Here is a 21,335-nt window from a genome sequence, read left to right on the forward strand (position 1 = left end):
ACACCCGTCCGGGACGGATTAGAACCTGTAGGCGGCACTCAATACCACCGAGCGGGTATCGCCCGGCGTCGACCAGCCATTGTTGCGGACGCGGGTGTAGTACTCCTTGTCGAACAGGTTGTTGGCATTGAGCTGCAGGCTCAGGCGCTCGTTGATGTCATAGCCGACCATCGCCCGGTGGGTGGTGTAGCCCTTGATGTCGCCGGCATTGGCGCCGACGCCGGTGTAGTACTCGTAGCCGCTCTGGTAGGTGATGCCGTAACCGAAGGTCCACTGGCTGAGGTCGTAGGTCGTCCACAGGCTGCCCGAGCGCTCGGGCGTGCCGCTGATCGGACGGCCCTCGAGCGGGTCGGGATTGGCCGCAGTGTTGCCGCAGGCGGTGCTCGGGTTGGCTATGCAGTTGTCGGAGACACCCTGCAGCACTTCGCTGTCGAGCCAGGTGACGTTGGCGAAGATCGACCAGTCATGCGTGATCTGGCCGGCGACGCCGAGGGTGACACCGTCCACGCGCGCTTCGCCATCGAGCTGCTGCTCGCCGCTGGGGTTGAGCGGATTGCCCGGGTCGGCGACCTTGAACTCCTCGCGATCGTTGCGGAACACCGACGCCGTCAGCGCCAGGCGGCTGCCGATGTCCCACTTGGTGCCGATCTCGTAGTTGACCGCGGTTTCCGGGTCGACGTTGCAGTTGGCGGTGCCGGTGGTGCTGGTCAGCGTGCACGAGCCGTTGACCGAGGCCTTCGACGGCGTCTTGCTGTTGGAGTACGACACGTAGATCGTGCCGTTCTCGCGCGGCTTGTAGACCAGGCCGGCGCGGTAGGAGAACAGATCATCCTCGTTGGCGGCCACGGGCGCGCGGCCGAGGACCGCGCCGATGTTGGTGTTGTCCGGACGCGGGTTGGCCGCCGTCGGCGCGGTGTAGGTCTTGATGTTCCAGATGGCGCTGTCGCCCTCGTTGTGCTCGTAGCGGGCGCCGAGGTTCAGCATCCACTGCTCGTTGAACTCGAGCGTGTCGAACACGTAGATGGCCTGGTTGTCCTGGGTGCCTTCGGTGCGGCCGACCAGGAACGGATTGATCGGGCCGGTCCACAGCGAGTCGGGGTTGGTCAGGCTCATGATCGGCGGGGTCACCGGTGTGCCGTCCGGGGTGCGCAGCAGGTTGACCGTGTCGAGGTCGAAGCTTTCGTGCGAGAACGAGATGCCGGCGACCAGGGAGTGCTGGACCGAACCGGTGGCGAAGCGCGAGGTCAGGTCGGTCTGGCTGATGGCGATGCCGTTGCGGGTGTCGCGCGAATGGCCGCGCGGACCGCTGGGCTGGTAAGTGTTGGGCGTGAGCGGACGCGGGCAGGCCAGGCCGGTGGCGGCGTTGATGCCGCCTTCCAGGCACCAGGTGCCCTGCGGCGCATCGACCACGGAGAGCTGGTCGACCTGCTGGAACCGGGCCAGGCTGCGCAGCGTCATGCGGTCGCTGAAGTCGTGTTCGAACACGCCGGTGAGCATGTCGACATCGATCTCCTGCTTGTCGATGTTGCGGTAGCCGTAGTAGTTGGACGGGTCGACGCCCGGCAGCGGACCGCCGAAGGCGCTGAAGTAGGGCACGCCGTACTGCGGGACGTTGTCGTCGCTCTGGTGGAAGTAGCTGACGGTGAAGCGGGTGTCGCTGCCCAGGCCGAAGGCCAGCGACGGGGCGATGCCCCAGCGCTCGAAGGTCTCGACATCGCGGCCGGGCGCGTCGTTCTGGTGGACCATCGCGTTGACGCGGAAGGCGGTGCCGTTGTCGAAATCGGTGTTGCTGTCGAGGGTGACGCGACCGTAGCTGTCGGTGCCGGCACCGGCCTGCAGCACGGTGAAATCACCCGCGCGCGCGGCCTTGCTGACCAGGTTGATGTTGCCGCCGACCGAGCCGGCGCCGGAATACACCGAGTTGGAACCGTTGATCAGTTCGATCGCATCGAGGTTGAAGCTGTCGGTGCGGGTGTACTGGGCGCTGTCGCGGACGTTGTCGGTGGTGATGTCGCTGTTGGCGTTGAAGCCGCGCAGGATGATGCTGTCGCCGTAACCGCCGCCGCCTTCGCCGGCACCGAAGGTGATGCCCGGCAGGGTGGACAGGACGTCGCGCAGGCCGATCAGGTTCTGCTGGTCCATCACGTCCTTGGTGACGACCGTAATGGTTTGCGGCGTGTCGAGCAGCGGCTCGGTGTACTTCACCGACGAGGGCTTATCGACGTACTGGCCATGCACTTCGATCTTGTCGAGGTCCTTCGCTTGCGGCTCGCCGGCCGGGTCAGCCAGCACGGGGGAGGAGACGACCAGGGCGGTGATGGCCATGGCGACTGCGCCGGCGAGCGGCGAAACGGCGAACTTCCTGTTGTACATGGGGGATCCTGAGAGTCGGAGTGCGGCGCGCTGCCGCTGCGATCGACAATGGTAATGAGAGCGATTCCCATTTGCAACGAAAACTGAACGCGATTTCGGCCAGACGGTCGGCTTTGGGCCGTCCGGGCAGGGCAAACGCCATCGTTGGCTGAGGGGCGCGAGCCCCGGAGCCAGTCGGATCAGCCAGTCAACGCAGGGGATTTGAAGCAGTCGATCCGCGAGGCTCAGCCGCGGTCGTCGCGGGTCCAGATCCCGCCGTCCTCGACCTTGACCGGGAACTTCAGCACCGGTTCGTAGGCTGGCGCGCACAGCGGTCGGCCATCGCGCACGTCGAACTTCGCGCCGTGCAGGACGCATTCGATCGTCGCCTCTTCGCCGTCGAAGGTGCCGGCGGACAGTTCGAAGTCCTCGTGCGAGCACTTGTCTTCGAGCGCGTAGTAATCGCCGTCGTAGTTGAGCACCAGGATCGGCGTATCGCCGTCCCAGGCAACGGTCGATTCGCCCGGAAGCAGCTGCGAGGTGGCGCAGACGAATACCCAGTCGCTCATGCCTTACAGCGCCTTTTCCAGGATCTCGAAACGCAGGTCGTCGCGCTTGGGTTCGCCGAAGCGCGCGTCGCCGTAGGGGAACGGCTTCTTGATGCCGGTGCGGTGGTAGCCGCGGCGCTCGTAAAAGGCGATCAGCTCCTCACGCACGTCGATCACCGTCATGCGCATGGCGGCCATGCCCCAGTCCTCGCGGACCAGGCGCTCGGCCTCGTTGATGACGACCTTGCCGATGCCGCCGCCCTGCAGGGTCGGGTTGACCGAAAACATGCCGAAGTAGCCGGCGCCGTGCTCGACGGCGACGTGGGCGCAGGCGAGCAGTTCGCGGCGACCGTCGGCGGCATCGCGCTCGGCAATGAGGATCACGCTCCGCGGGCGATCGATGCAGGCCTGGATGTCGTCGGCGCCGGTGCGGCGGCCGCCGAGCAGGTCGGCTTCGGTGGTCCAGCCCTGCTTGCTGGCATCGCCGCGGTAGGCCGACTCGACCAGCGCGACCAGCGCGTCGATGTCGGCGTGGGTGGCGTGGCGGAACACGATGGCGGGCGCGGCGGCCGCCGAGGCTTGGAGGGCAGTCATGCGAGCAGTTTACGTACCTTGCGCAGCGCCGCAACGAAGGCCTCGACCTCGTCGTGCGTGTTGTAGAAGGCCAGCGAGGCGCGGCAGGTCGCGGCGACGCCGAAGTGGTGCATCAGCGGATGCGCGCAATGGTGGCCGGAGCGGATCGCCACGCCTTCCAGGTCGAGCAGGGTGGCCAGGTCGTGCGCGTGCGCGCCCTCGACCAGGAAGCTGATCACCGCCGCCTTCTCCTTGGCCTCACCGAAGATGCGCAGGCCCTCGACCTTCGACAGCTCCTCGGTGGCATGGGCGAGCAACGCCTGCTCGCGCGCCTCGACGTTGTGCATGCCCAGCGACGACAGGTAGTCGACCGCCGCGCCGAGGCCGATGAAACCGGCGATGTTCGGCGTGCCGGCCTCGAACTTGTGCGGCGGGTCGTTGAAGACCGTGCCTTCGAAGCGCACTTCCTTGATCATCTCGCCGCCGCCGATGAACGGCGGCATCGCGGCCAGGTGCTCGCGACGCGCCCACAGCGCGCCGGTGCCGGTCGGGCCGGACATCTTGTGGCCGGTGATGGCGTAGAAGTCGCAGCCGACCGCGGCGATGTCGAGCACGCGATGCGGCGCCGCCTGAGAACCGTCGACTACCGTGACGATGCCGCGCTTGCGGGCCTCGCGGCAGATCTCGCGCACCGGGTTGACGGTGCCCAGCACGTTGGAGACGTGGGCCAGCGACAGCAGCTTCACTTCCGGCGTGAGCAGCGCGTACAGGCGCTCGAGGTCGAGTTCACCGCGTTCGTTGAGCTCGGCGACCTTGATCGTGGCGCCGGTGCGCTGGGCCACCAGCTGCCACGGCACGATGTTGGCGTGGTGCTCCATGCGCGTGAGCACGATCGCATCGCCGGGCTGCAGACGCGGCAGCGCCCACGAATAGGCGACCAGGTTCAGCGCGAACGTGGTGCCGCTGCACAGCACCAGTTCGTCGCCGCGCACGTTGAAGAACTTGGCCAGCTTGTTGCGCGCGCCCTCGTAGGCATCGGTCGCCTCGGTACCCAGTGCATGCACGGCGCGGCTGACATTGGCGTTGTGATGGCGGTAGAAGTCGTCGACCGCGGCGATCACGGTCTCCGGCTTCTGCCCGGTGTTGGCCGAGTCGAAGTAGATCAGCGGCTTGCCGTGGACCTGGCGGGTCAGCAGCGGGAAGTCGGCGCGGACCCGGGCCCAGTCGATGGTGCTGTCGAGGGAGGCGTTCATGCGGTCTCCAGCGTTGCCAGCGCGGCATCGAGGCGGGCGGTCAGGGTCTCGCGCAGGACGCGATCCTCGAACACGGCCAGGGTCTCGCGGCAGAACGCCGCGGTCAGCAGAGCCCGCGCCTGTTCGGCCGGCACGCCGCGGCTGCGCATGTAGAACAGCGCGGTCGCGTCGAGCTGGCCCACGGTGGCGCCGTGCGCGGCCTGCACTTCGTCGGCATGGATCTCGAGCACCGGCTGGGTGTCGATCTCGGCGCCTTCGCTCAGCAGCAGGTTCTTGTTTGAGAGGTTGGCGGCGGTGCCGTCGGCGCCTTCGCGGATCAGGATGCCGCCATGGAAGGCGGCCTTGGCGCGACCGGCGCCGAGACCGCGCCAGGTCAGGTCGCAGCTGCTGTCACGGCCGACGTGGTCGATGCCCAGGCGGGTGTCGAGGTGGCGCTTGCCGGTGGCGAGCAGGACGCCGTTGGCATGCAGCTTCGCGCCGTCGCCGTGCAGGGCGACGTTGAGTTCGTGGCGCGACAGACCGGCGCCGAGCTCGAGGTCGAGGCGGCGATACTCGGCCGACTTCGCCATCACCGCATCGGTGCGCGAGATCAGCGTGGCGGTGGCGCCTTCGTCCTGCACGCGGGCATGGTTGAGCGTCGCGTTCGGACCCAGGTGCACGTGGGTCACGGCGTTGGCCAGGTGGCTGTGCGCACCGGCGCCGAGCTGATGCTCGACCACGGTCAGGGTCGCGCCTTCGCGCAACTCGATCAGGCTGCGCAGGTGCCAGGCGCGGTCGCCATTGCTGGCGGCGCCAATGAAAACGAGGTGCAGGGGCACCGCGGCGTGCGCGCCGGCTTCGGCACGCAGCACGATGCCGTCGTCGGCCAGCGCCGAGTTGAGGCGGGCGAAGATCTCGTCGGCGCGGTCGAAGCGGCGGGCGAGGAAGTTGGCATCGCGCGGTTCGCCTTCGCGCAGCACCTGCGAGAGCGGTTGCAGCGTGATGCCGGCGCCGAGCCCGGCGATGTCGCTGTGGGCGGTGTCGAGACGGCCATTGACGAAGACGATGCGCGGGGCCGGGATGCCATCGAGCAATGCGACGTCGTAGGCCGCCACGGTGGTGTCACTGGCGACGAAGCTGCGCCGCTCCAGCGAACGCAGTGGCGTGTACTTCCACGCTTCGACGCGGGCATGCGGGATGCCGTCGCGCATTGCCGCGTCGAGCGCGGCCTTGCGGCTTTCGCCGAGGCCGGCGGCGTCGCGCGCGGCCAGCGAATCGAAAGCAGTGGCGAAGGAGTCGAGCAGGGCGCTCATGTCAGACCGCCGCCTGCGGTGCGATGCGATCCTTGACCCAGGCGTAGCCGTGCTCTTCCAGCTGCAGGGCCAGTTCCGGTCCGCCGGTCTCGACGACGCGGCCGTCGGCAAGCACGTGGACGACGTCGGGCTTGATGTAGTCGAGCAGGCGCTGGTAGTGGGTGATCACCAGGAACGCACGGCCGGCGTCGCGCAGCGCGTTGACGCCGTCGGCGACGGCCTTGAGCGCGTCGATGTCCAGACCCGAGTCGGTCTCGTCAAGGATCGCAAGGCGCGGTTCGAGCAGGGCCAGCTGGAAGATCTCGTTGCGCTTCTTCTCGCCGCCGCTGAAACCTTCGTTGACGCCGCGATGCAGCAGCTCGTCCTTGAGGTGCAGGACGGCCAGCTTCTGCCGGACCAGCTTGAGGAACTGCATCGAATCCAATTCCGCCTCGCCGCGCGCCTTGCGCTGGGCGTTGAGGGCGGTGCGCAGGAAGTAGGTGTTGTTCACGCCCGGGATTTCGACCGGGTACTGGAAGGCCAGGAAGACGCCTGCCGCGGCGCGCTCTTCCGGCTCCAGCTCGAGCAGGTCGCGGCCGTCGAAGCTGACAGTGCCGGCGGTGACTTCATAGCCTTCGCGACCGGCCAGGATGTTGCCCAGGGTCGACTTGCCGGCGCCGTTGGGACCCATGATCGCGTGCACCTGGCCGGCCTGGACGTCGAGCGACAGTCCCTTGAGGATTTCCTTGCCGGCGACGGATACGTGGAGGTTTTCGATCTTGAGCATGGTTGTTTCCGGTTTGTTCTTGCTACTCCCGCCCAGCGGGAGAAGAGGGGCAGATGTCAGCCGACGGAGCCTTCCAGGCTCACTTCCAGCAGCTTCTTGGCTTCCACCGCGAATTCCATCGGCAGTTCGCGGAACACCGACTTGCAGAAGCCGTCGACGATCATCGACACCGCGTCCTCCGCGCCGATGCCGCGGCTGCGGCAATAGAACAGCTGGTCGTCGCTGATCTTCGACGTCGTCGCTTCATGCTCGACGGTTGCGGTCGGGTGCCTGACCTCGATGTACGGGAAGGTGTGGGCGCCGCATTTCTTGCCGATCAGCAGGCTGTCGCACTGGGTATGGTTGCGCGCGCCCTCGGCGCCACCGAGCACCTTGACCAGGCCGCGATAGGTGTTCTGGCCGCGGCCGGCGCTGATGCCCTTGCTGATGATCTTGCTCTTGGTGCGCTTGCCGACGTGGATCATCTTGGTGCCGGTGTCGGCCTGCTGGCGGTGGTGGGTCAGCGCGACCGAGTAGAACTCGCCGGTCGAGTCGTCGCCGAGCAGCACGCACGAGGGGTACTTCCAGGTGATCGCCGAACCGGTTTCGACCTGGGTCCAGGAGATCTTCGAGCGCGCACCGCGGCATTCGCCACGCTTGGTGACGAAGTTGTAGATGCCGCCGACGCCGTTCTCGTCACCCGGGTACCAGTTCTGCACCGTCGAGTACTTGATCTCGGCATCGTCCAGCGCAACCAGCTCGACCACCGCCGCGTGCAGCTGGTTCTCGTCGCGCATCGGCGCGGTGCAGCCTTCCAGGTAGGAGACGTAGCTGCCTTCCTCGGCAATGATCAGGGTGCGCTCGAACTGGCCGGTGTTCATGGCGTTGATGCGGAAGTAGGTGCTCAGCTCCATCGGGCAGCGCACGCCCTTGGGGATGAACACGAAGCTGCCGTCGGAGAACACTGCCGAGTTGAGCGCGGCGAAGTAGTTGTCGCCGGTCGGCACGACGCTGCCCAGGTACTGCTTCACCAGTTCCGGGTGGTCGTGGATGGCTTCCGACAGCGAGCAGAAGATCACGCCCTTCTCGGCCAGTTCCTTGCGGAAGGTGGTGCCGACCGAAACCGAGTCGAACACCGCGTCCACCGCGACGCCGGCCAGCTTGGCGCGCTCGTGCAGCGGCACGCCGAGCTTCTCGTAGGTGTCGAGCAGCTCCTGCGGCACTTCGTCGAGCGAGGCGTACTTGGCCTTGGGCGCGGAGTAGTAGCTCAGCGCCTGCAGGTCGATCGGGGCGATGTTGAGCTTGGCCCAGTGCGGCATCGGCATCGTCAGGAAATGCCGGTACGCAGCCAGGCGCCACTCGGTCATCCACTCCGGCTCGTCCTTCTTGGCCGAGAGCGCGCGGATGATGTCCTCGTTCAGGCCGGGCGGCAGGCTGTCGGATTCGATGTCCGTGACGAAGCCGGCCTCGTACTTGCGGCCGAGCTGCTCATGGATCTCTCTGTTCTGAGAGGATGTGGTGTCGATTACTTCGGTGGCCATTGGGCTGCCTACAGGATTCGTTGTTGCATGGCGGGCGCGGCCCGCTACGCGTTGGCCAGGCGCAGGTCGATGCGCTTGGCCGTTGATTCGGGAGGTGGTGGCGGCGCCAGCATCTGCGCCAGCGTCACGCCGCGCAGGGCGTCGATCACCACGTCGTTGATGCGGCGCCAGTTGGCGCGCACGCCGCACGACTGCTCGATGCCGCAGTTGCCGGCATGGACGCTGCACTCGGTCATGCCGAGCGGCCCTTCCATGGCGATCACGATCTCCAGCAGGCCGATGTCCTCGGCGCGGCGGGCGAGACGGTAGCCGCCGTTGGCACCGCGGAAGCCTTCGACCAGCCCGGCCTGGGCCAGCGGCTTGAGCACCTTGGACACCGTCGTGGCTTCGAGACCGGCGCGCTCTGCCAGTTCCGAGGCGCTGAGGACAGCGTCGGAACGGTGTGCGAGCACGGTCATGACGACCGTGGCGTAGTCAGTGAGCTTGGTGACGCGGAGCATGGGGGCAGGCCGGTCGGGTTAATCCGTACCGGAATTGTACGGTTTCGGCCCCGCGCAGCCAACAACCGGGGCGGAACGCTCAGGTTCCGCCCTTGGAACGCCCCATTCAGGCGACCCGCTCAGCCATCCCGTTCAGGATCCGCTGGCAGTCGCGCTCGCGGCCACCGGCGGCGCGGCAGGCAGCACCAGGTCGAAGTAGGGCGGCTGCGGGTTCTGTCCCGGCGGAATGAAGGCCGGCGCCGGCTGCCCGGCTGGGCCTAGCGAGCGCACGAACTGGTAGATCGCCCGGCGGTCCTCGAGGGTCATGTCGCGGAGGGCGAAATCGGGCATCAGCGGGCGCGTGCGCAGCTTGGCGCTGTAGTCCAGCCACTGCGTCTCGGTCATGGTCGACAGCTTCAGGCGCAGGTTGGTCGGATAGGTCGTGCCCCACGGCCCGCGGAAGCCGACCGGCGAGCCGACCAGCCACTGGGCCTTGTCGACCGCGCCCTGGCTCTCGGCATAGCCAGGCGTGTGGCAGTCGTTGCAGCCTGCCGTCCGGGCCAGGTATTCGCCACGTGCGAGCAGGTCCTTCTGCGCCGGCGCCTTGTGGTCAGTGCTGGCGTGGCGTGCGTGCTCGCCTTGCTGACAGGCTGCAAGGGACAGGAGGGCGGTCACTGCGAGGGCTGATCGGATCATCTTCATCGTTCGTGCACATCGGGAGGTGACCCACGCCAACGCAGCGATCGCCACGAACCGGCCAGGTGCGATGGCGCGACGCGACCGATCCGGGCCAGAATGTCCGCCTCCCGAAATGACTACCGGATTCCGCATGCCGCGCAAGATCGCCGCCCGTCGCTCCGCCATCCATGGCAACGGCGTATTCGCCGTCCAACCGATCGCCAAGGGCGAGCGCGTCATCGAATACAAGGGCCAGCGCCGCACCCACGAGGAAGTCGATGCCGGCGAGAGCGGCGACATCGACACCGGCCACACGTTCCTGTTCACGCTCAACGACGAGTACGTCATCGACGCCAACTTCAAGGGCAACGACGCGCGCTGGATCAACCACAGCTGCATGCCGAACTGCGAAGCGGTGCTGGAAGAGGACGAGGGCAAGGATCGCCGCCTCGACAAGGTCTTCATCGAGGCGATCCGCGACATCGCCCCGGGTGAGGAGCTGTCCTACAACTACGGCATCACGCTGGCCGAGAAGCACACCAGGGAACTGAAGAAGATCTGGGAGTGCCGCTGCGGGTCGCCGGGCTGCACCGGCACGATGCTGCAGCCGAAGTCGGACAAGAAGAAAAAGAAGCAGGAAAAGAAGAAAGAGAAGCTGGCTGGCGAGGCGAAGCGGGCAAAGTTGGCCTGACGTACCTTCGGGCAATGGTGCCTTGCCCGTTCGAGCGGCCACACTTGAGGCAACGCGCGCGACCAATACCGGCGCGCCCACCTGTATCCAAGGAGTCCCCATGAGCCTCGAAGGCAAGGTCGCCATCGTCACCGGTGCCGCCAGCGGCATTGGCAAGGAAATCGCGTTCGAACTGGCGCGTGCCGGCGCGGCGATCGCCATCGCCGATCTCAATGCCGATGGCGCGCAGGCCGTCGCGGCTGAAATCGCAGGCAAGGGCGGCCGCGCGCTGGGCCTGGCGATGGACGTCACCGACGAAGCCGCGGTCAATGCCGGCGTCGCCCGCGTGGTCGCCGAGCTGGGCGGTGTCGACATCCTGGTCTCCAACGCCGGCATCCAGATCGTCAACCCGATCGAGCAGTTCGCCTACGCCGACTGGAAGAAGATGCTGGCGATCCACCTCGACGGCGCCTTCCTGACCACCAAGGCCGTGCTGCCGCACATGTACGGCGCCGGTGCGGACGGCAAGTCGCGCGGCGGCACCGTGATCTACATGGGCTCGGTCCACTCGCACCTGGCCTCGCCGCTGAAATCGGCCTACGTCACCGCCAAGCACGGCCTGCTGGGCCTGTCGCGCACGCTGGCCAAGGAAGGGGCGAAGCACTCGGTCCGCAGCCACGTCGTCTGCCCGGGCTTCGTGCGCACGCCGCTGGTCGACAAGCAGATTCCCGAGCAGGCGAAGGAACTGGGGATCAGCGAAGCCGAAGTGGTGAGCCGGGTCATGCTCGGCAACACGGTCGATGGCATCTTCACCACCGTCGAGGACGTCGCCCAGACCGTGCGCTTCCTGGCCGAGTTCCCCAGCGCGGCGCTGACGGGCCAGAGTTTCGTGGTCAGCCACGGCTGGCACATGCAGTAACCCGGAAGGGCGGCCGGCCCGTGCGAAAGCGGGCCACATAGGCGTGATGCGCGTCGGGGAAATTTGGTTGCAATGACTTCCGCCAGTCTGGCGCAGGGCACGACTGCGTATAGGCTGTGCTCCGCTCGGGTACCACGGTGCCCTTGAACGAGCCCAGCAAGGACGATCTGGTCGGATGGCCGCCTTCGATGGCGGCGGTTGCGGCGGGGGATACCGAACTGGCAACCCCGACTTCCGAGATTCCCCCTGCATGCACGGCACGCGCGCTACGTTGACTTTGGCCATCCTCGCCGCCCTGGCTTTCCCGGTGATGTCCACCCCGGCAATGGGCGTGGAAATCGACGGTCGCATCGATCCGGCCGAGTGGCAGGGGGCGCGCGAGATCACCGACTTCCGCAAGGTGCAGCCGCTGAGCCGCGAGCCGGCGACGCTGCAGACCAAGGTGTGGGTGATGGCGACGCCCGAGGGCCTGGCGGTGGCCTTCCGCAACAACCAGCCGGTCGAGACGCGGACCCGGCAGAAGGTGCAGCGCGACTTCGAGGCCCAGGTCGACCGCGTCAACCTGATGATCGACTACGACGGCGACGGCCGCACCGGCTACAACTTCACGGTCTCCTCCACCGACGGCATCGCCGATGCGGTGATCAGCAACGAAACCCAGTTCAACGACGACTGGGACGGCAACTGGCAGCACGCGGTCAGCGAGGACGACACCGGCTGGAACGTGGAGATGCTGATCCCGTGGTACATCGCGCCGATGCGCAATGGCAGCGATGGCATGCGCACGGTCAAGGTCTACTTCGATCGCGTCATCGGCTCCACCGGCGAGCGCTCGGCGTGGCCGGCGGCGAGCTTCGAGCGCCCGCGCTTCCTCTCCGATTTCGAGCCGATGCAGATGGCGCAGTACAGCCAGTCGCTGCTGGCGGTCACGCCGTATGCGTCCGGCCTGTACGACAACGTCGGCGGTGACAGCGATTTCGACGGCGGCGCCGACATCTTCTGGAAGCCAAACGGCCAGTTCCAGCTGTCGGCGACGATCAATCCCGACTTCGGCCAGGTCGAGAGCGACGACCTGGTGGTGAACTTCAGCGCCACCGAAACCTTCATCAGCGACAAGCGCCCGTTCTTCACCGAGAACCAGGGCATCTTCGAATTCACCACGCCGTCGGACTTCAGCCAGCTGCTTTACACCCGTCGTGTCGGTGGCCCGGCCGATGACGGCAACGGTGCCGGCGACATCACCGCGGCGGTCAAGCTCAACGGCAGCGTCGGCGCCACCAAGTACGGTGTGTTCGCCGCCGACGAGGCCGACGAGGTCGGACGCACCTTCGGCGCCTTGCGCGTGGTGCGCGACTTTGCCAGCCAGAACCTCGGTGTGATGCTGACCCAGGTCGACCGCCCGTTCCTGGATCGCGAGGCATCGGTGATGGGCGTGGACCACAACTGGCGTCCGAACCAGCACGTCAGCGTCGAGACGCGCGTCATCGGCAGCCAGATCGACCAGGACGGCCGCACCAGCGACGACACCGGCGCGACCATGTGGGTCAATTACGAAATGGAAGACGGCTGGCGCCAGCAATGGTTGGCGATGCATTTCGGCGAAGAGCTGCAGATCAACGACTTCGGCTATCTCTCGCGCGCCAACCTCAACTACCTCAACTGGCAGGTGATGCGCCGCTTCACCGACCAGCCGGCCGAGTCGCGCTATGCCTCCAAGGACTGGCGTGGCCGCATCAGCGGCACCGACAACGACCACGGCCAGCGCCTGCAGAGGCAGCTGCGCATCAGCCGCCAGGGCAACCTGCGCAACGGCAGCTTCGAGTACGCGCAGATCAACATCAACAGCGCCTTCGTCGACGACCTGCTCACGCGCGGCAACGGCAACGTCAACCTGCCGCCGAACTTCAATGCCTACCTGGAGTACGAGCGCCCGCGCAAAGGCAACTGGTCGTGGGAGCTGGAGGCCGACGCCTTCAGCGGTGGCCTGGCCGGCAACGACAGGATCGGCTTCGACATCCGCCTGCAGCCGACGTACTTCTTCAATGACGCCTTCAGCGTCTACCTCGGCGCGTACTACGAGCAGATTCCGAGCTGGCTGGTGTGGCAGAACGACAACCTGATCGGCGAGTTCGACGAGAAGATGATGCAGATCAGTGCCGGCATGGACTGGAACATCGGCAGCAAGCAGGAGCTGCGGGTCAAGCTGCAGGCGCTGGGACTGGATGCGCCGTTGCGACAGGCGTACCGCGTCGATGGCGGCGGCAATTCGATCGCCAGTGCCGATGCGGTCGACGACTTCAACGTGCAGAACCTGGGGTTCCAGATCCGCTATCGCTACGAGCTGGCGCCGCTGTCTTACCTGTACGTGGTCTACGGGCGCGGCGGGTACCAGCAGGAGCCGTTCTCGGAAGACACCGGCGAGCTGGTGCGCGACAGCCTGGAGCTGCGTGACGACGAGCAGCTGCTGGTCAAGCTGAGCTATCGCTTCGAGATCTGAGCCGTCATCCCGGCGAACGCCGGGATCCACCTTGACGTTTCTTACAGCGTCCAGGCATCCGGCAACAGGATCTCGAACAACCCATCACGCCGCGTGCGACGCGCCAGCACCAGAAGCGCGTCGTCGCGGCTGAGCAGCCAACGGGCGCCGCAGGCATGCGCCAGGTGCAGGAACTTCTGGTCGTCGGGGTCGGCGCAGCGCGGCAGCACACCTTCCGGCACGGCGGCCGTGGGCAGCAACTGGACCTGTGCGTCGAATGCGGCAATGGCGGCCACGCGTGCCGCCTGATCCAGTCGCAGCTGCGGGTACTCCAGCACGCGCAGCCATTCCTCGCGGCACCCCATGTCGGTTACCGCGACCACGTCGCCCGATTGCAGCGCGGCGCGCAGCGTCGCCACGCGCGGGTCGCCGAACACGAACAGGTCCAGGCAGACGTTCGTATCGAGGACGACCCGGGGGCGGACGCTATCCAACGAAGCCGTGGTCCGACGGATCAGGGCGTCGTGACTTCGCGGATGTCGGCCGAGCCGATCCGCCACGCACGCTGTTCGGCGGTGGCGCCGTCCACGACCGCACGACGCAGGGTATAGGCGCCGACGAACTTGCGCTGGCTGCCATCGGCGGCGGTGGCAGTCATCGCCACCGGTACTTCGATGAAGCGCGAACCCGCCGCGGCATCGACTGCGCCCGGTGCGAGGATCTCGACCGAGACGCCGCTGGTGTCCTTGAAGCCGTCGGCGAATTGCTGCGAGGTCTGGCCGCTGGCACGTCCGCTGTCGGACCACAGTGCGTAGGCACGGTCGAAGTCGCGGCCGTTGATGGCGGCGTAGTAGTCGCGGACCACGGCCATCGCGTCCTGTGCGGTCGGTTCGCTCGTCGCGGCGCCATCCGGCGCTACGTCGGTACCGGGGATCGGCTGACCGGTTTCGTCGGTCGGCACGATCGGATTTCCCTGGTCGTCGAGCACGACCTCTTCGATGGCCTGCGGCGGCGGTCCGATCTGGCCCGGCCCGGGCTGGTCGGGCATGCCGGTCACGCTGCCTGCGGCCTTGCCGGAAGGCGCGGGCAGCGCTTCGGCGCTGTCGCCACCGCGCTGCCCTTGTGGCTTGTCATCGCTGCACGCGGCCAGCGATGCCACCACCGCCAGGCAGGCGATCAGGTTTCGAAACGTGGACATGTCACTGGTCCAGGTGCACGACGACGGTGCCGCTCTCGATAGCGGTCGTGCCGATCCGGCGCGAGCCCAGCTTGTCGAGCAGGCTGTTGTCGAAACGGTAGATCGGTTCCTCGCGCGAGTACTCGCCCAGCCAGGAATTGAGCAGGGCACGCGAGCTGCCTGTCATCGCACCACCCAGGGTGGGCACGTCGACCTGTTCGATGCGCGGATCCTGCAGGTGCAGGCCGCGTGTGCCCGGGTCGTAGCGCAGCGCGCTGGTCAGCGCGAAGTGGCCGGCCGGCCGGCTGCTGTCGCTGCCCAGTGCGCCCAGGCCCAGGTCGAAGTCGACGCGCAGTCGGTTCGAACCTTGCGGAATCGTCAGGCGCGGATTCAGCAGCGTCAGCGACACCAGGCCGCCGAGCTTGTCGTAATGCTTGGGAAAGTTGCGGTCGAGCGAGGCCTGCAACTGCATCGGCGTGAACCGGACCTCGTTGCCCAGCAATGCGCCCAGACCATTGAGCGTCGAACAGGCGGCAAGCACGAGGGCGAGGGCGGCCACGGCGAGGCCGCGCCAAACATTGCGAGAATCATTGAGCGAGCTGCGCGAGGACATCCAGAACTCCACGGGTAATGCCCGCGACGATACCCGTGCGGCATGAATGAGAGAAGTCTCAGGCCGGCGACCGGTTCACGGCGTCTTCGGGGGTTCCTTGACGGGAGGGGGCTTGGATGGCGCCTTGGGCGGCGGAGTGACGGCCGGGGGCGTCGTCGAACTCGCGGGCTTGCCACGCGCCACCAGCGGCAGCGGCGGCGGAGCCCGGGTGCTGGAGGAGTAGCGGGCGTAGTCGCGGTACAGCTGCTGCACGGTCGGCGTACCGTCCAGGTCGTGCTTCGGCGCCGAACCCTGGCGCGGCTTGAGCACCGCAAACCAGCGGTGGGCACCGATGATGTCGCGGTCCGTCAGCGGTTGACCCTTGCCGTCGATCGCGATCACCGACAGCGTCACCGCATGATTGACGTTGCCGCCGATGGCGAACAGGCGGCGGCGCTCGAGGTCGGTCTTGACCACCAGGTCGCAGTGCAGCGACAGCGAGTCGCTGATGCCGCGGCGCACATCGGCGATCGAGGTGAACGTGGCATTGCCGCGCGAAGTGCACAACAGGTCGCCGGCCGCGGGCACGGCTTCGGTCAGGTCGTAGGCGACGTAGATGTGCGAGGGGTCCTCGCCGTCGCGCGCACGCACCGCGGCGCGCACGTACTCGTAATGCGCGCCACTGCGGCGGAACTGCTCCGTGGACAGCCCGGCCTCGCACGCCAGCCAGGAAATGAATGCCGCCGACCATGGCATCGCCCAGCCCGCCTCGTGCCAGCCGTAGTTGACGATGCTCTGCACGCGCAGGGCTTCCTCGTTGCCCGTGGCTGCCCAGTAGCCGGCGATGGTGCCTTGCACGGGTGAGTCGTCTTCCATCAGGCCCAGGCGCGGAGCCTGGCGCAGCACGCGATTGCCGATCGAGGCGTTGCGGCCGGGAGCGATGATGTCGACCACGCCGGCAGCCTGCGGCATGCGCGGCACGATCGCCTGCGGCTCCACCGCCATGTCCAGCACCGGCAGGCCGAAGTACGCCCATTCGGCGGTGGCCAGGTCGATCATGCGCGTGGTCGCACTGCCGCCGCGGTCGGGGATCGACGGACACGACGACATCGCGATGTGGTAGCCGGCGGCGCGCGCCGGCGTATAGCCGTTGCCATCGCGCCGGTACAGCGGCTCGAACGAATTGGGTCCGGTACGCACCATCATCGGCGGCGCGTCGCTGCCGCGCGCGTACTCCACGCGAAATGCCGGATCCGGGAATCCGGGCGGGCGCGCGAAATTGGGGATGGAGCGGCTGTTGCCCGCCTGCGCCCAGGCAGGGGCGGCGGGGGCGAGCATGAGGATCACCAGCACAGCGTGCAGCACGACTCCGGGCCCATGGCGCATGTGTGCTTCCTGTGCGGGGGAAGCCACAGCTTGGGTCAGGGCATGTGAAGCCCGCATCTGTGTTGGAGCGGGCTTGCCCGCTCCAACGCAAGCGCAGGATCAGTCCTCGTCCTGCCGGGGCTTGTAGGCCTCCACCAGCTTCTGCTGCACATTGGCCGGCACCGGCTCGTAGTGGCTGAAGTCGAGCGAGTAGCGCCCGCGTCCGGCAGTCACCGACTTGAGCTCTGCGGCATAGCCCTCCAGCTCCGACAGCGGCACCTGCGCCTTCACCACGATCTCGTTGCCACGCACGCTGTCGGTGCCACTGATGCGCGCGCGCTTGCTGGCCAGGCCACCGCTGACGTCGCCCATGTGCTGCTCGGGCGCGTTGACCTCCAGTTCGACGATCGGCTCGAGCACCTGCGGACGCGCCTTGCCGATCGCATCGAGGAAGGCCTTCTTGCCCGCGGCGACGAACGCGACCTCCTTGCTGTCGACCGGATGATGCTTGCCGTCATAGACGATCACGCGCACGTCCTGGATCGGATAGCCGGCGACGGCGCCGCTGCCCAGCACCTGGCGCACGCCTTTCTCCACTGCCGGCATGAACTGGCCCGGGATGGTGCCACCCTTGACCTCGTCGACGAACTCGAAGCCGCCGCCGCGCGGCAACGGTTCGATGCGCAGGAACACTTCTCCGAACTGGCCGGCGCCACCGGTCTGCTTCTTGTGGCGATGATGGCCTTCGGCCTTGCCGCTGACCGTTTCCCGGTAGGCGATGCGCGGCGGACGCGATTTCACTTCGACGCCATAACGATCCTTCAGGCGTTCCAGGTTGATGCGCAGGTGCAGGTCCGACAGGCCGCGGATCACCGTCTCGTTGGTCTCGGCCTCGTGCTCGACGACGAAGCACGGATCCTCCTCGGCCAGTTTGTGCAGGGCGGTGGCGAGTTTCTGCTCCTGGCCCTTGCTGGCCGCATCCACTGCCAGGCCGAACATCGGCTTCGGAAAATCCAGCGGCGCCAGGCGTATCTGGTCCTCGTCGTGGCTGTCGTGCAGCACGGCGTCGAAGTGCAGCTCGTCGACCTTGGCCACCGCTGCGATGTCGCCCGGCAGCGCCTGGTCGATCTCGACGTGATCCTTGCCCTTGAGCTTGAACAGGTGGCCGACCTTGAACGGTTTCTTGCCGTCATCGATGAACAGCTGCGTGTCCTTCTTCACCAGTCCCTGGTACACCCGGAAGATGCCGAGCTTGCCGACGAAGGGGTCGTTGATGATCTTGAACACGTCGGCGACGACGTGGGCCTTCTGGTCAGGTACCGCCTGGAAACGCTGGCGATCGGCGCCGCGTTCGAACGGCGGCGGATTGGCTTCGGCCGGGTTGGGGAACCATTGCTCGGCGATGTCGAGCAGCTTCCTCACGCCGACGTTGTTGCGCGCCGAGCAGAACAGCACCGGCACCAGGTGGCCTTCGCGCATGCACTGCTCGAAGGCGTCGTGCAGTTCGTCGCCCGACAGTCCACCTTCGCCCACGTCGAGGTAATGCTCCATCACCGATTCGTTGATCTCGACGATCTGGTCGATGATCTTCTGGTGCCAGTCGGCGACCGGCCCCAGGTCGCTGTCGCCGGTGGTGTTGCCGAGGCAATCGATGACCTTCTTGCCGCCGTCGGCGGGAAGGTTGAGCGGCAGGCATTCCGGGCCGAAGGTGTCGCGCAGGTCGGCCAGCACGCGCTCCACCGATGCGGCTTCGTGGTCGATCTTGTTGATCACCAGGGCCCGGCACAGGTTTCGCCCTTTGGCGTACTCCATCATCCGGCGCGTGCCGTATTCGACGCCGCTGTCGGCATCTACCACTATGACCACCGTCTCCACCGCGCCGAAGGCCGACAGTGCCGGGCCGCGGAAATCCGGGTAGCCGGGGGTGTCGATCAGGTTGAGATGGATGATCTGGCCGTTGGCCGCGGCGTGGTCGATGCTGGCGATCGCCGAATCGATCGAATGGCCGCGCTGCTTCTCGATGGCATCGAAGTCGGACACCGTGCTGCCGCGCTCGATGCTGCCTGCCGTCTGGATTGCGCCGCCGGCCTGCAGCAGGGCTTCGAACAAGGTGGTTTTGCCGGCGCCGGGGTGGCCTGCCAAGGCCACGTTGCGGATGGATTGTGTGCTGTAGGACATGAGCGGACTTCTCCCGATGCTGAGGAGGGAAGGCCGTCATGGCTGTCCGCGCTTCGCGCCGAAGCGTTGGGCGCTCGGCGGGCGGTCATGGCGGGTGCCGGCGGGGAGCCGGGAGGGCAAGCCTCGCGCAAGGGGCTGGGTGGGTCAAGCCTGTCGAACGCCAGCCGGGTCAAGGAAAGGCGCGCGCCCGCGATGCAGCGCTAACGTTCCCGACGGTAGGCTGTGCGCTCTCGTACGCAGACGGAGCAATGAAATGGCCTTCAAGCGTTTCGCCGAAGCGGTCTGGCAGGGCGACCTGCAGTCCGGCAAGGGCGCGATGAGCACGCCGCAAAGCGGTCTGTTCGCCGACCAGAACTACTCCTTCAAGACGCGCTTCGGCGACGAGAAGGGCACCAACCCCGAAGAACTGCTGGCCGCGGCGCATGCCGGCTGCTTCTCGATGGCGCTTTCAGCCGTGCTGGGCAAGTCCGGATTCACGCCCGAGCGGATCCAGACCCGCGCCGAAGTCACGATGGACCCGGGCATGGATCCGGGGCCGACGATCACCGGCGTGCAGCTGATCCTCACCGCCAAGGTGCCAGGCCTCAGCGCCGAGCAGTTCCAGCAGATCGCCGAGGCGGCCAAGGCCGGCTGCGTGATCTCGCGCGCACTGTCGGTACCGGTGACGCTGTCGGCAACGCTGGGCTGACGGCGCCGATGCCGCCCGCGCAGGTGCACGACGCCGTGCTGGTGCACGGCGCCGGTGGCGGCGGCTGGGAATGGGATATCTGGCGACGCGTGCTCCAGGCGCGCGGCATCGCGTGCGCTTGCATGGACCTGGAGCCGGTGGCTGCGGGACTGTCCGCCACCACTTTCGACGACTACCGGGCCCAGGTGCAGATCGCGCTGGACGCACTGCCGCGACCGCGCGTGCTGATCGGCGCCAGCCTGGGCGGGCTGCTGGCGGCAAGTTGTGCCGCATCGGCCGATGCGCTGGTACTGGTCAATCCGCTGCCGCCGGAGCCCTGGTCGGCGCAGTTGCCACAACGAGAGTGGCCGGATGTCGTGCCCTGGCGCCGCGACGCCCGGCTGGCTTCGACGCGGCGCGCGCTGGCCGACGCCGACGATGCGACCGCGTTGTTCGCCTTCCGGCGCTGGCGCGACGAGTCCGGGGCGGTGCTGCGCCAGGCGCAGTCGGGCGTGGCGGTCGCCGTCCCGCAATGCCCGGTGCTGGTGATCGCCTCGGAGCTGGATGAGGACGTGCCGGCGGAGGTCACCGCGACGGTGGCGGAAGCCTGGGGCGCCAGCCTGCTGCGGATGCCGGGTTCAACCCATGTCGGCCCTTTGCTGGGACGGGATGCGGCGAGCGTGGCCGCACAGGTGGTCGACTGGCTGAAAGGGTGATGGCCTGGGTCAAACAGGATCCGGGGTGTTCGCCGGGACGACGGTGACGGCTCAGGCCCAGTCGATCGTGCCGCGGACCACATTGCAGATCTGGCCCCCCGACCAGACCTCGCCATCCCCGTCCACGCGCAGCTCCAGCCGCGCATCGAAGCCGACTTCCCGGCCCTGGCTGACGGTGTAGCGGTGGCCGCCGTCGTCCTGTGGACGGCCGGGCAGGGCGTGGTTGTGGCTGAGCCAGGCCGCCAACGTCGCATTGGCGGCGCCGGAAGCGGCATCCTCGAAACGCGCCGGAGCGCCTACGAAGGCGCGAACGACCAGGTCGTAGTCGCGCCCGGCATCGGCACGGGCAAAGGCGCACAGGCCCATGGACGCCGTGCCTTCGGCCAGCGCCGCGATCGCGTCCCAGTCCGGGTTGGCCCCGCGCAGGGCCGATTCGCTGGCCATTTCGGCCAGCCACCAGCGCCGGCCACCGTCCATCAGTGCCGGTGGCAGCGCCCCCAGGGTCAGGCCGGACAGCGCCGGCTGCAGGCGCGGGTCGCTGCCATCGGCGATCTCGACCACCCGCGCCTTCGGCGTGCGCACGGCAATCGTGCGCGACGCGCCATTGCCGTTGACGGCCAGCGGCAACAGGCCGGCCACGCCTTCCTGGATCAGCTGGCCGCCGCTGGCTTCGGCCAGCCCGGCCTCGAGCACCACGTGCGCGGTGCCGACGCTCGGATGCCCGGCAAAGGGCACTTCGCGGCGCGGACTGAACATGCGGATGCGGTAGCTGGCGCCGGCCTGGGTCGGAGCGAAGACGAACGTGGTCTCCGGCAGCCGGGTCCAGCGGGCGATGGCCTGCATCCGGTCATCGTCGAGGCCATCGGTGTCCAGCACCACGGCCAAGGGATTGCCGGCGCCGGGGCGGTCGGCGAACACATCCAGTTGCAGGTAGCGGCGAAGCGTCATTCGGCGGGGGTCCGAGGTAATTAATTCGACTAGAATCGTCGTTCTTTGTGGCCATGCCGGGGCATCAGCCCGCAACTGGCGCGCCATTCTAGGTTCTGTAGGGGCAGCTTGCCCGTACGGTTGCAGTCGAAATTACTTGTCAATCCTGAACATCACTCACATCCAT

At 67.3% G+C, this 21,335-nt stretch carries 19 protein-coding genes and 1 pseudogene; 5 read left to right on the forward strand and 15 right to left on the reverse strand.

Annotated elements, in window-relative coordinates:
- Nucleotides 1–18 precede the first annotated feature (18 nt).
- The 9 genes from HIV01_RS00400 to HIV01_RS00440 all read right to left on the reverse strand — a co-directional run bounded on the left by HIV01_RS00400 (nt 19) and on the right by HIV01_RS00440 (nt 9,479).
- Nucleotides 19–2,373 carry a TonB-dependent receptor gene (locus HIV01_RS00400; protein ID WP_200604324.1) on the reverse strand — a complete coding sequence of 785 codons (2,355 nt, stop codon included), beginning with the start codon at nt 2,371–2,373 and terminating at the stop codon, nt 19–21.
- Nucleotides 2,374–2,597: 224 nt separating this feature from the next.
- A complete protein-coding gene (locus tag HIV01_RS00405; RefSeq protein ID WP_200604325.1) occupies nt 2,598–2,921 on the reverse strand; it encodes a non-heme iron oxygenase ferredoxin subunit in 324 nt (107 codons plus the stop codon).
- A 3-nt stretch (nt 2,922–2,924) separates the two neighbouring features.
- Entirely contained in the window at nt 2,925–3,494 is a 570-nt protein-coding gene (locus HIV01_RS00410) for a GNAT family N-acetyltransferase (RefSeq protein WP_200604326.1), read from the reverse strand.
- Nucleotides 3,491–4,726, reverse strand: a complete 1,236-nt coding sequence (locus HIV01_RS00415; protein WP_200604327.1) for a cysteine desulfurase — start codon at nt 4,724–4,726, stop codon at nt 3,491–3,493. The genes HIV01_RS00410 and HIV01_RS00415 overlap by 4 nt, the downstream gene beginning before the upstream one ends.
- Nucleotides 4,723–6,018 carry a Fe-S cluster assembly protein SufD gene (gene sufD / locus HIV01_RS00420; RefSeq protein ID WP_200604328.1) on the reverse strand — a complete coding sequence of 432 codons (1,296 nt, stop codon included), beginning with the start codon at nt 6,016–6,018 and terminating at the stop codon, nt 4,723–4,725. Before sufD ends, HIV01_RS00415 begins: the two co-directional genes overlap by 4 nt.
- A gap of 1 nt (nt 6,019) precedes the next feature.
- Nucleotides 6,020–6,784, reverse strand: coding sequence for a Fe-S cluster assembly ATPase SufC (gene sufC / locus HIV01_RS00425; RefSeq protein WP_200604329.1), 765 nt, complete (start codon nt 6,782–6,784; stop codon nt 6,020–6,022).
- Between the two features lie 56 nt (nt 6,785–6,840).
- Nucleotides 6,841–8,304, reverse strand: a complete 1,464-nt coding sequence (gene sufB, locus HIV01_RS00430) for a Fe-S cluster assembly protein SufB (protein ID WP_200604330.1) — start codon at nt 8,302–8,304, stop codon at nt 6,841–6,843.
- A 44-nt stretch (nt 8,305–8,348) separates the two neighbouring features.
- A complete protein-coding gene (locus HIV01_RS00435) occupies nt 8,349–8,804 on the reverse strand; it encodes an SUF system Fe-S cluster assembly regulator (protein ID WP_200604331.1) in 456 nt (151 codons plus the stop codon).
- Between the two features lie 132 nt (nt 8,805–8,936).
- On the reverse strand, nt 8,937–9,479 hold the full coding sequence (locus HIV01_RS00440; protein WP_200604332.1) for a cytochrome C: 543 nt from the start codon (nt 9,477–9,479) through the stop codon (nt 8,937–8,939).
- 133 nt (nt 9,480–9,612) lie between these two features.
- Here HIV01_RS00440 and HIV01_RS00445 point away from each other — a divergent pair.
- The 3 genes and pseudogenes from HIV01_RS00445 to HIV01_RS00455 all read left to right on the forward strand — a co-directional run.
- Nucleotides 9,613–10,074: pseudogene (locus tag HIV01_RS00445) on the forward strand (SET domain-containing protein); the annotation flags it as partial.
- 178 nt (nt 10,075–10,252) lie between these two features.
- Nucleotides 10,253–11,050, forward strand: coding sequence for a 3-hydroxybutyrate dehydrogenase (locus tag HIV01_RS00450; protein ID WP_200604333.1), 798 nt, complete (start codon nt 10,253–10,255; stop codon nt 11,048–11,050).
- Nucleotides 11,051–11,321: 271 nt separating this feature from the next.
- Nucleotides 11,322–13,547 (forward strand): DUF5916 domain-containing protein, encoded by a 2,226-nt coding sequence (locus tag HIV01_RS00455; protein ID WP_245156875.1) that lies wholly within the window; start codon nt 11,322–11,324, stop codon nt 13,545–13,547.
- A 41-nt stretch (nt 13,548–13,588) separates the two neighbouring features.
- Here the strand turns inward: HIV01_RS00455 and HIV01_RS00460 are convergent, their stop codons facing one another.
- The 5 genes from HIV01_RS00460 to fusA all read right to left on the reverse strand — a co-directional run bounded on the left by HIV01_RS00460 (nt 13,589) and on the right by fusA (nt 18,838).
- The gene (locus tag HIV01_RS00460; RefSeq protein ID WP_200604334.1) at nt 13,589–14,020 is read right to left on the reverse strand and encodes a putative toxin-antitoxin system toxin component, PIN family; all 432 of its coding nucleotides are present in this window, start codon (nt 14,018–14,020) and stop codon (nt 13,589–13,591) included.
- A 20-nt stretch (nt 14,021–14,040) separates the two neighbouring features.
- The gene (locus HIV01_RS00465) at nt 14,041–14,724 is read right to left on the reverse strand and encodes a hypothetical protein (RefSeq protein WP_200604335.1); all 684 of its coding nucleotides are present in this window, start codon (nt 14,722–14,724) and stop codon (nt 14,041–14,043) included.
- A gap of 1 nt (nt 14,725) precedes the next feature.
- Nucleotides 14,726–15,316 carry a YceB family lipoprotein gene (locus HIV01_RS00470; RefSeq protein ID WP_200604336.1) on the reverse strand — a complete coding sequence of 197 codons (591 nt, stop codon included), beginning with the start codon at nt 15,314–15,316 and terminating at the stop codon, nt 14,726–14,728.
- Nucleotides 15,317–15,391: 75 nt separating this feature from the next.
- Nucleotides 15,392–16,681 carry a DUF2272 domain-containing protein gene (locus tag HIV01_RS00475; RefSeq protein ID WP_200604337.1) on the reverse strand — a complete coding sequence of 430 codons (1,290 nt, stop codon included), beginning with the start codon at nt 16,679–16,681 and terminating at the stop codon, nt 15,392–15,394.
- A 99-nt stretch (nt 16,682–16,780) separates the two neighbouring features.
- On the reverse strand, nt 16,781–18,838 hold the full coding sequence (gene fusA / locus HIV01_RS00480) for an elongation factor G (RefSeq protein WP_200604338.1): 2,058 nt from the start codon (nt 18,836–18,838) through the stop codon (nt 16,781–16,783).
- Nucleotides 18,839–19,091: 253 nt separating this feature from the next.
- Between fusA and HIV01_RS00485 the strand changes: the two genes are divergently transcribed.
- Both HIV01_RS00485 and HIV01_RS00490 read left to right on the forward strand, forming a co-directional pair.
- Nucleotides 19,092–19,526, forward strand: a complete 435-nt coding sequence (locus HIV01_RS00485) for an OsmC family protein (RefSeq protein WP_200604339.1) — start codon at nt 19,092–19,094, stop codon at nt 19,524–19,526.
- Between the two features lie 8 nt (nt 19,527–19,534).
- Nucleotides 19,535–20,221, forward strand: coding sequence for an alpha/beta fold hydrolase (locus HIV01_RS00490; protein ID WP_200604340.1), 687 nt, complete (start codon nt 19,535–19,537; stop codon nt 20,219–20,221).
- Between the two features lie 51 nt (nt 20,222–20,272).
- Here HIV01_RS00490 and HIV01_RS00495 read toward each other — a convergent pair whose 3' ends face one another.
- Nucleotides 20,273–21,169, reverse strand: a complete 897-nt coding sequence (locus tag HIV01_RS00495; protein WP_200604341.1) for a PhzF family phenazine biosynthesis protein — start codon at nt 21,167–21,169, stop codon at nt 20,273–20,275.
- Nucleotides 21,170–21,335 lie beyond the last annotated feature (166 nt).

The sequence above is a fragment of the Lysobacter arenosi genome (assembly GCF_016613475.2).
In the GTDB taxonomy this organism is placed as follows: Bacteria; Pseudomonadota; Gammaproteobacteria; order Xanthomonadales; family Xanthomonadaceae; genus Lysobacter_J; species Lysobacter_J arenosi.

Coding starts and splice junctions, on each gene's coding strand:
- HIV01_RS00400 (WP_200604324.1), bottom strand. CDS start 2,373: ATGTACAACAGGAAGTTCGCCGTTTCGCCGCTCGCCGGCGCAGTCGCC.
- HIV01_RS00405 (WP_200604325.1), bottom strand. CDS start 2,921: ATGAGCGACTGGGTATTCGTCTGCGCCACCTCGCAGCTGCTTCCGGGC.
- HIV01_RS00410 (WP_200604326.1), bottom strand. CDS start 3,494: ATGACTGCCCTCCAAGCCTCGGCGGCCGCCGCGCCCGCCATCGTGTTC.
- HIV01_RS00415 (WP_200604327.1), bottom strand. CDS start 4,726: ATGAACGCCTCCCTCGACAGCACCATCGACTGGGCCCGGGTCCGCGCC.
- sufD (WP_200604328.1), bottom strand. CDS start 6,018: ATGAGCGCCCTGCTCGACTCCTTCGCCACTGCTTTCGATTCGCTGGCC.
- sufC (WP_200604329.1), bottom strand. CDS start 6,784: ATGCTCAAGATCGAAAACCTCCACGTATCCGTCGCCGGCAAGGAAATC.
- sufB (WP_200604330.1), bottom strand. CDS start 8,304: ATGGCCACCGAAGTAATCGACACCACATCCTCTCAGAACAGAGAGATC.
- HIV01_RS00435 (WP_200604331.1), bottom strand. CDS start 8,804: ATGCTCCGCGTCACCAAGCTCACTGACTACGCCACGGTCGTCATGACC.
- HIV01_RS00440 (WP_200604332.1), bottom strand. CDS start 9,479: ATGATCCGATCAGCCCTCGCAGTGACCGCCCTCCTGTCCCTTGCAGCC.
- HIV01_RS00450 (WP_200604333.1), top strand. CDS start 10,253: ATGAGCCTCGAAGGCAAGGTCGCCATCGTCACCGGTGCCGCCAGCGGC.
- HIV01_RS00465 (WP_200604335.1), bottom strand. CDS start 14,724: ATGTCCACGTTTCGAAACCTGATCGCCTGCCTGGCGGTGGTGGCATCG.
- HIV01_RS00470 (WP_200604336.1), bottom strand. CDS start 15,316: ATGTCCTCGCGCAGCTCGCTCAATGATTCTCGCAATGTTTGGCGCGGC.
- HIV01_RS00475 (WP_200604337.1), bottom strand. CDS start 16,681: ATGCGCCATGGGCCCGGAGTCGTGCTGCACGCTGTGCTGGTGATCCTC.
- fusA (WP_200604338.1), bottom strand. CDS start 18,838: ATGTCCTACAGCACACAATCCATCCGCAACGTGGCCTTGGCAGGCCAC.
- HIV01_RS00485 (WP_200604339.1), top strand. CDS start 19,092: ATGGCCTTCAAGCGTTTCGCCGAAGCGGTCTGGCAGGGCGACCTGCAG.
- HIV01_RS00490 (WP_200604340.1), top strand. CDS start 19,535: ATGCCGCCCGCGCAGGTGCACGACGCCGTGCTGGTGCACGGCGCCGGT.
- HIV01_RS00495 (WP_200604341.1), bottom strand. CDS start 21,169: ATGACGCTTCGCCGCTACCTGCAACTGGATGTGTTCGCCGACCGCCCC.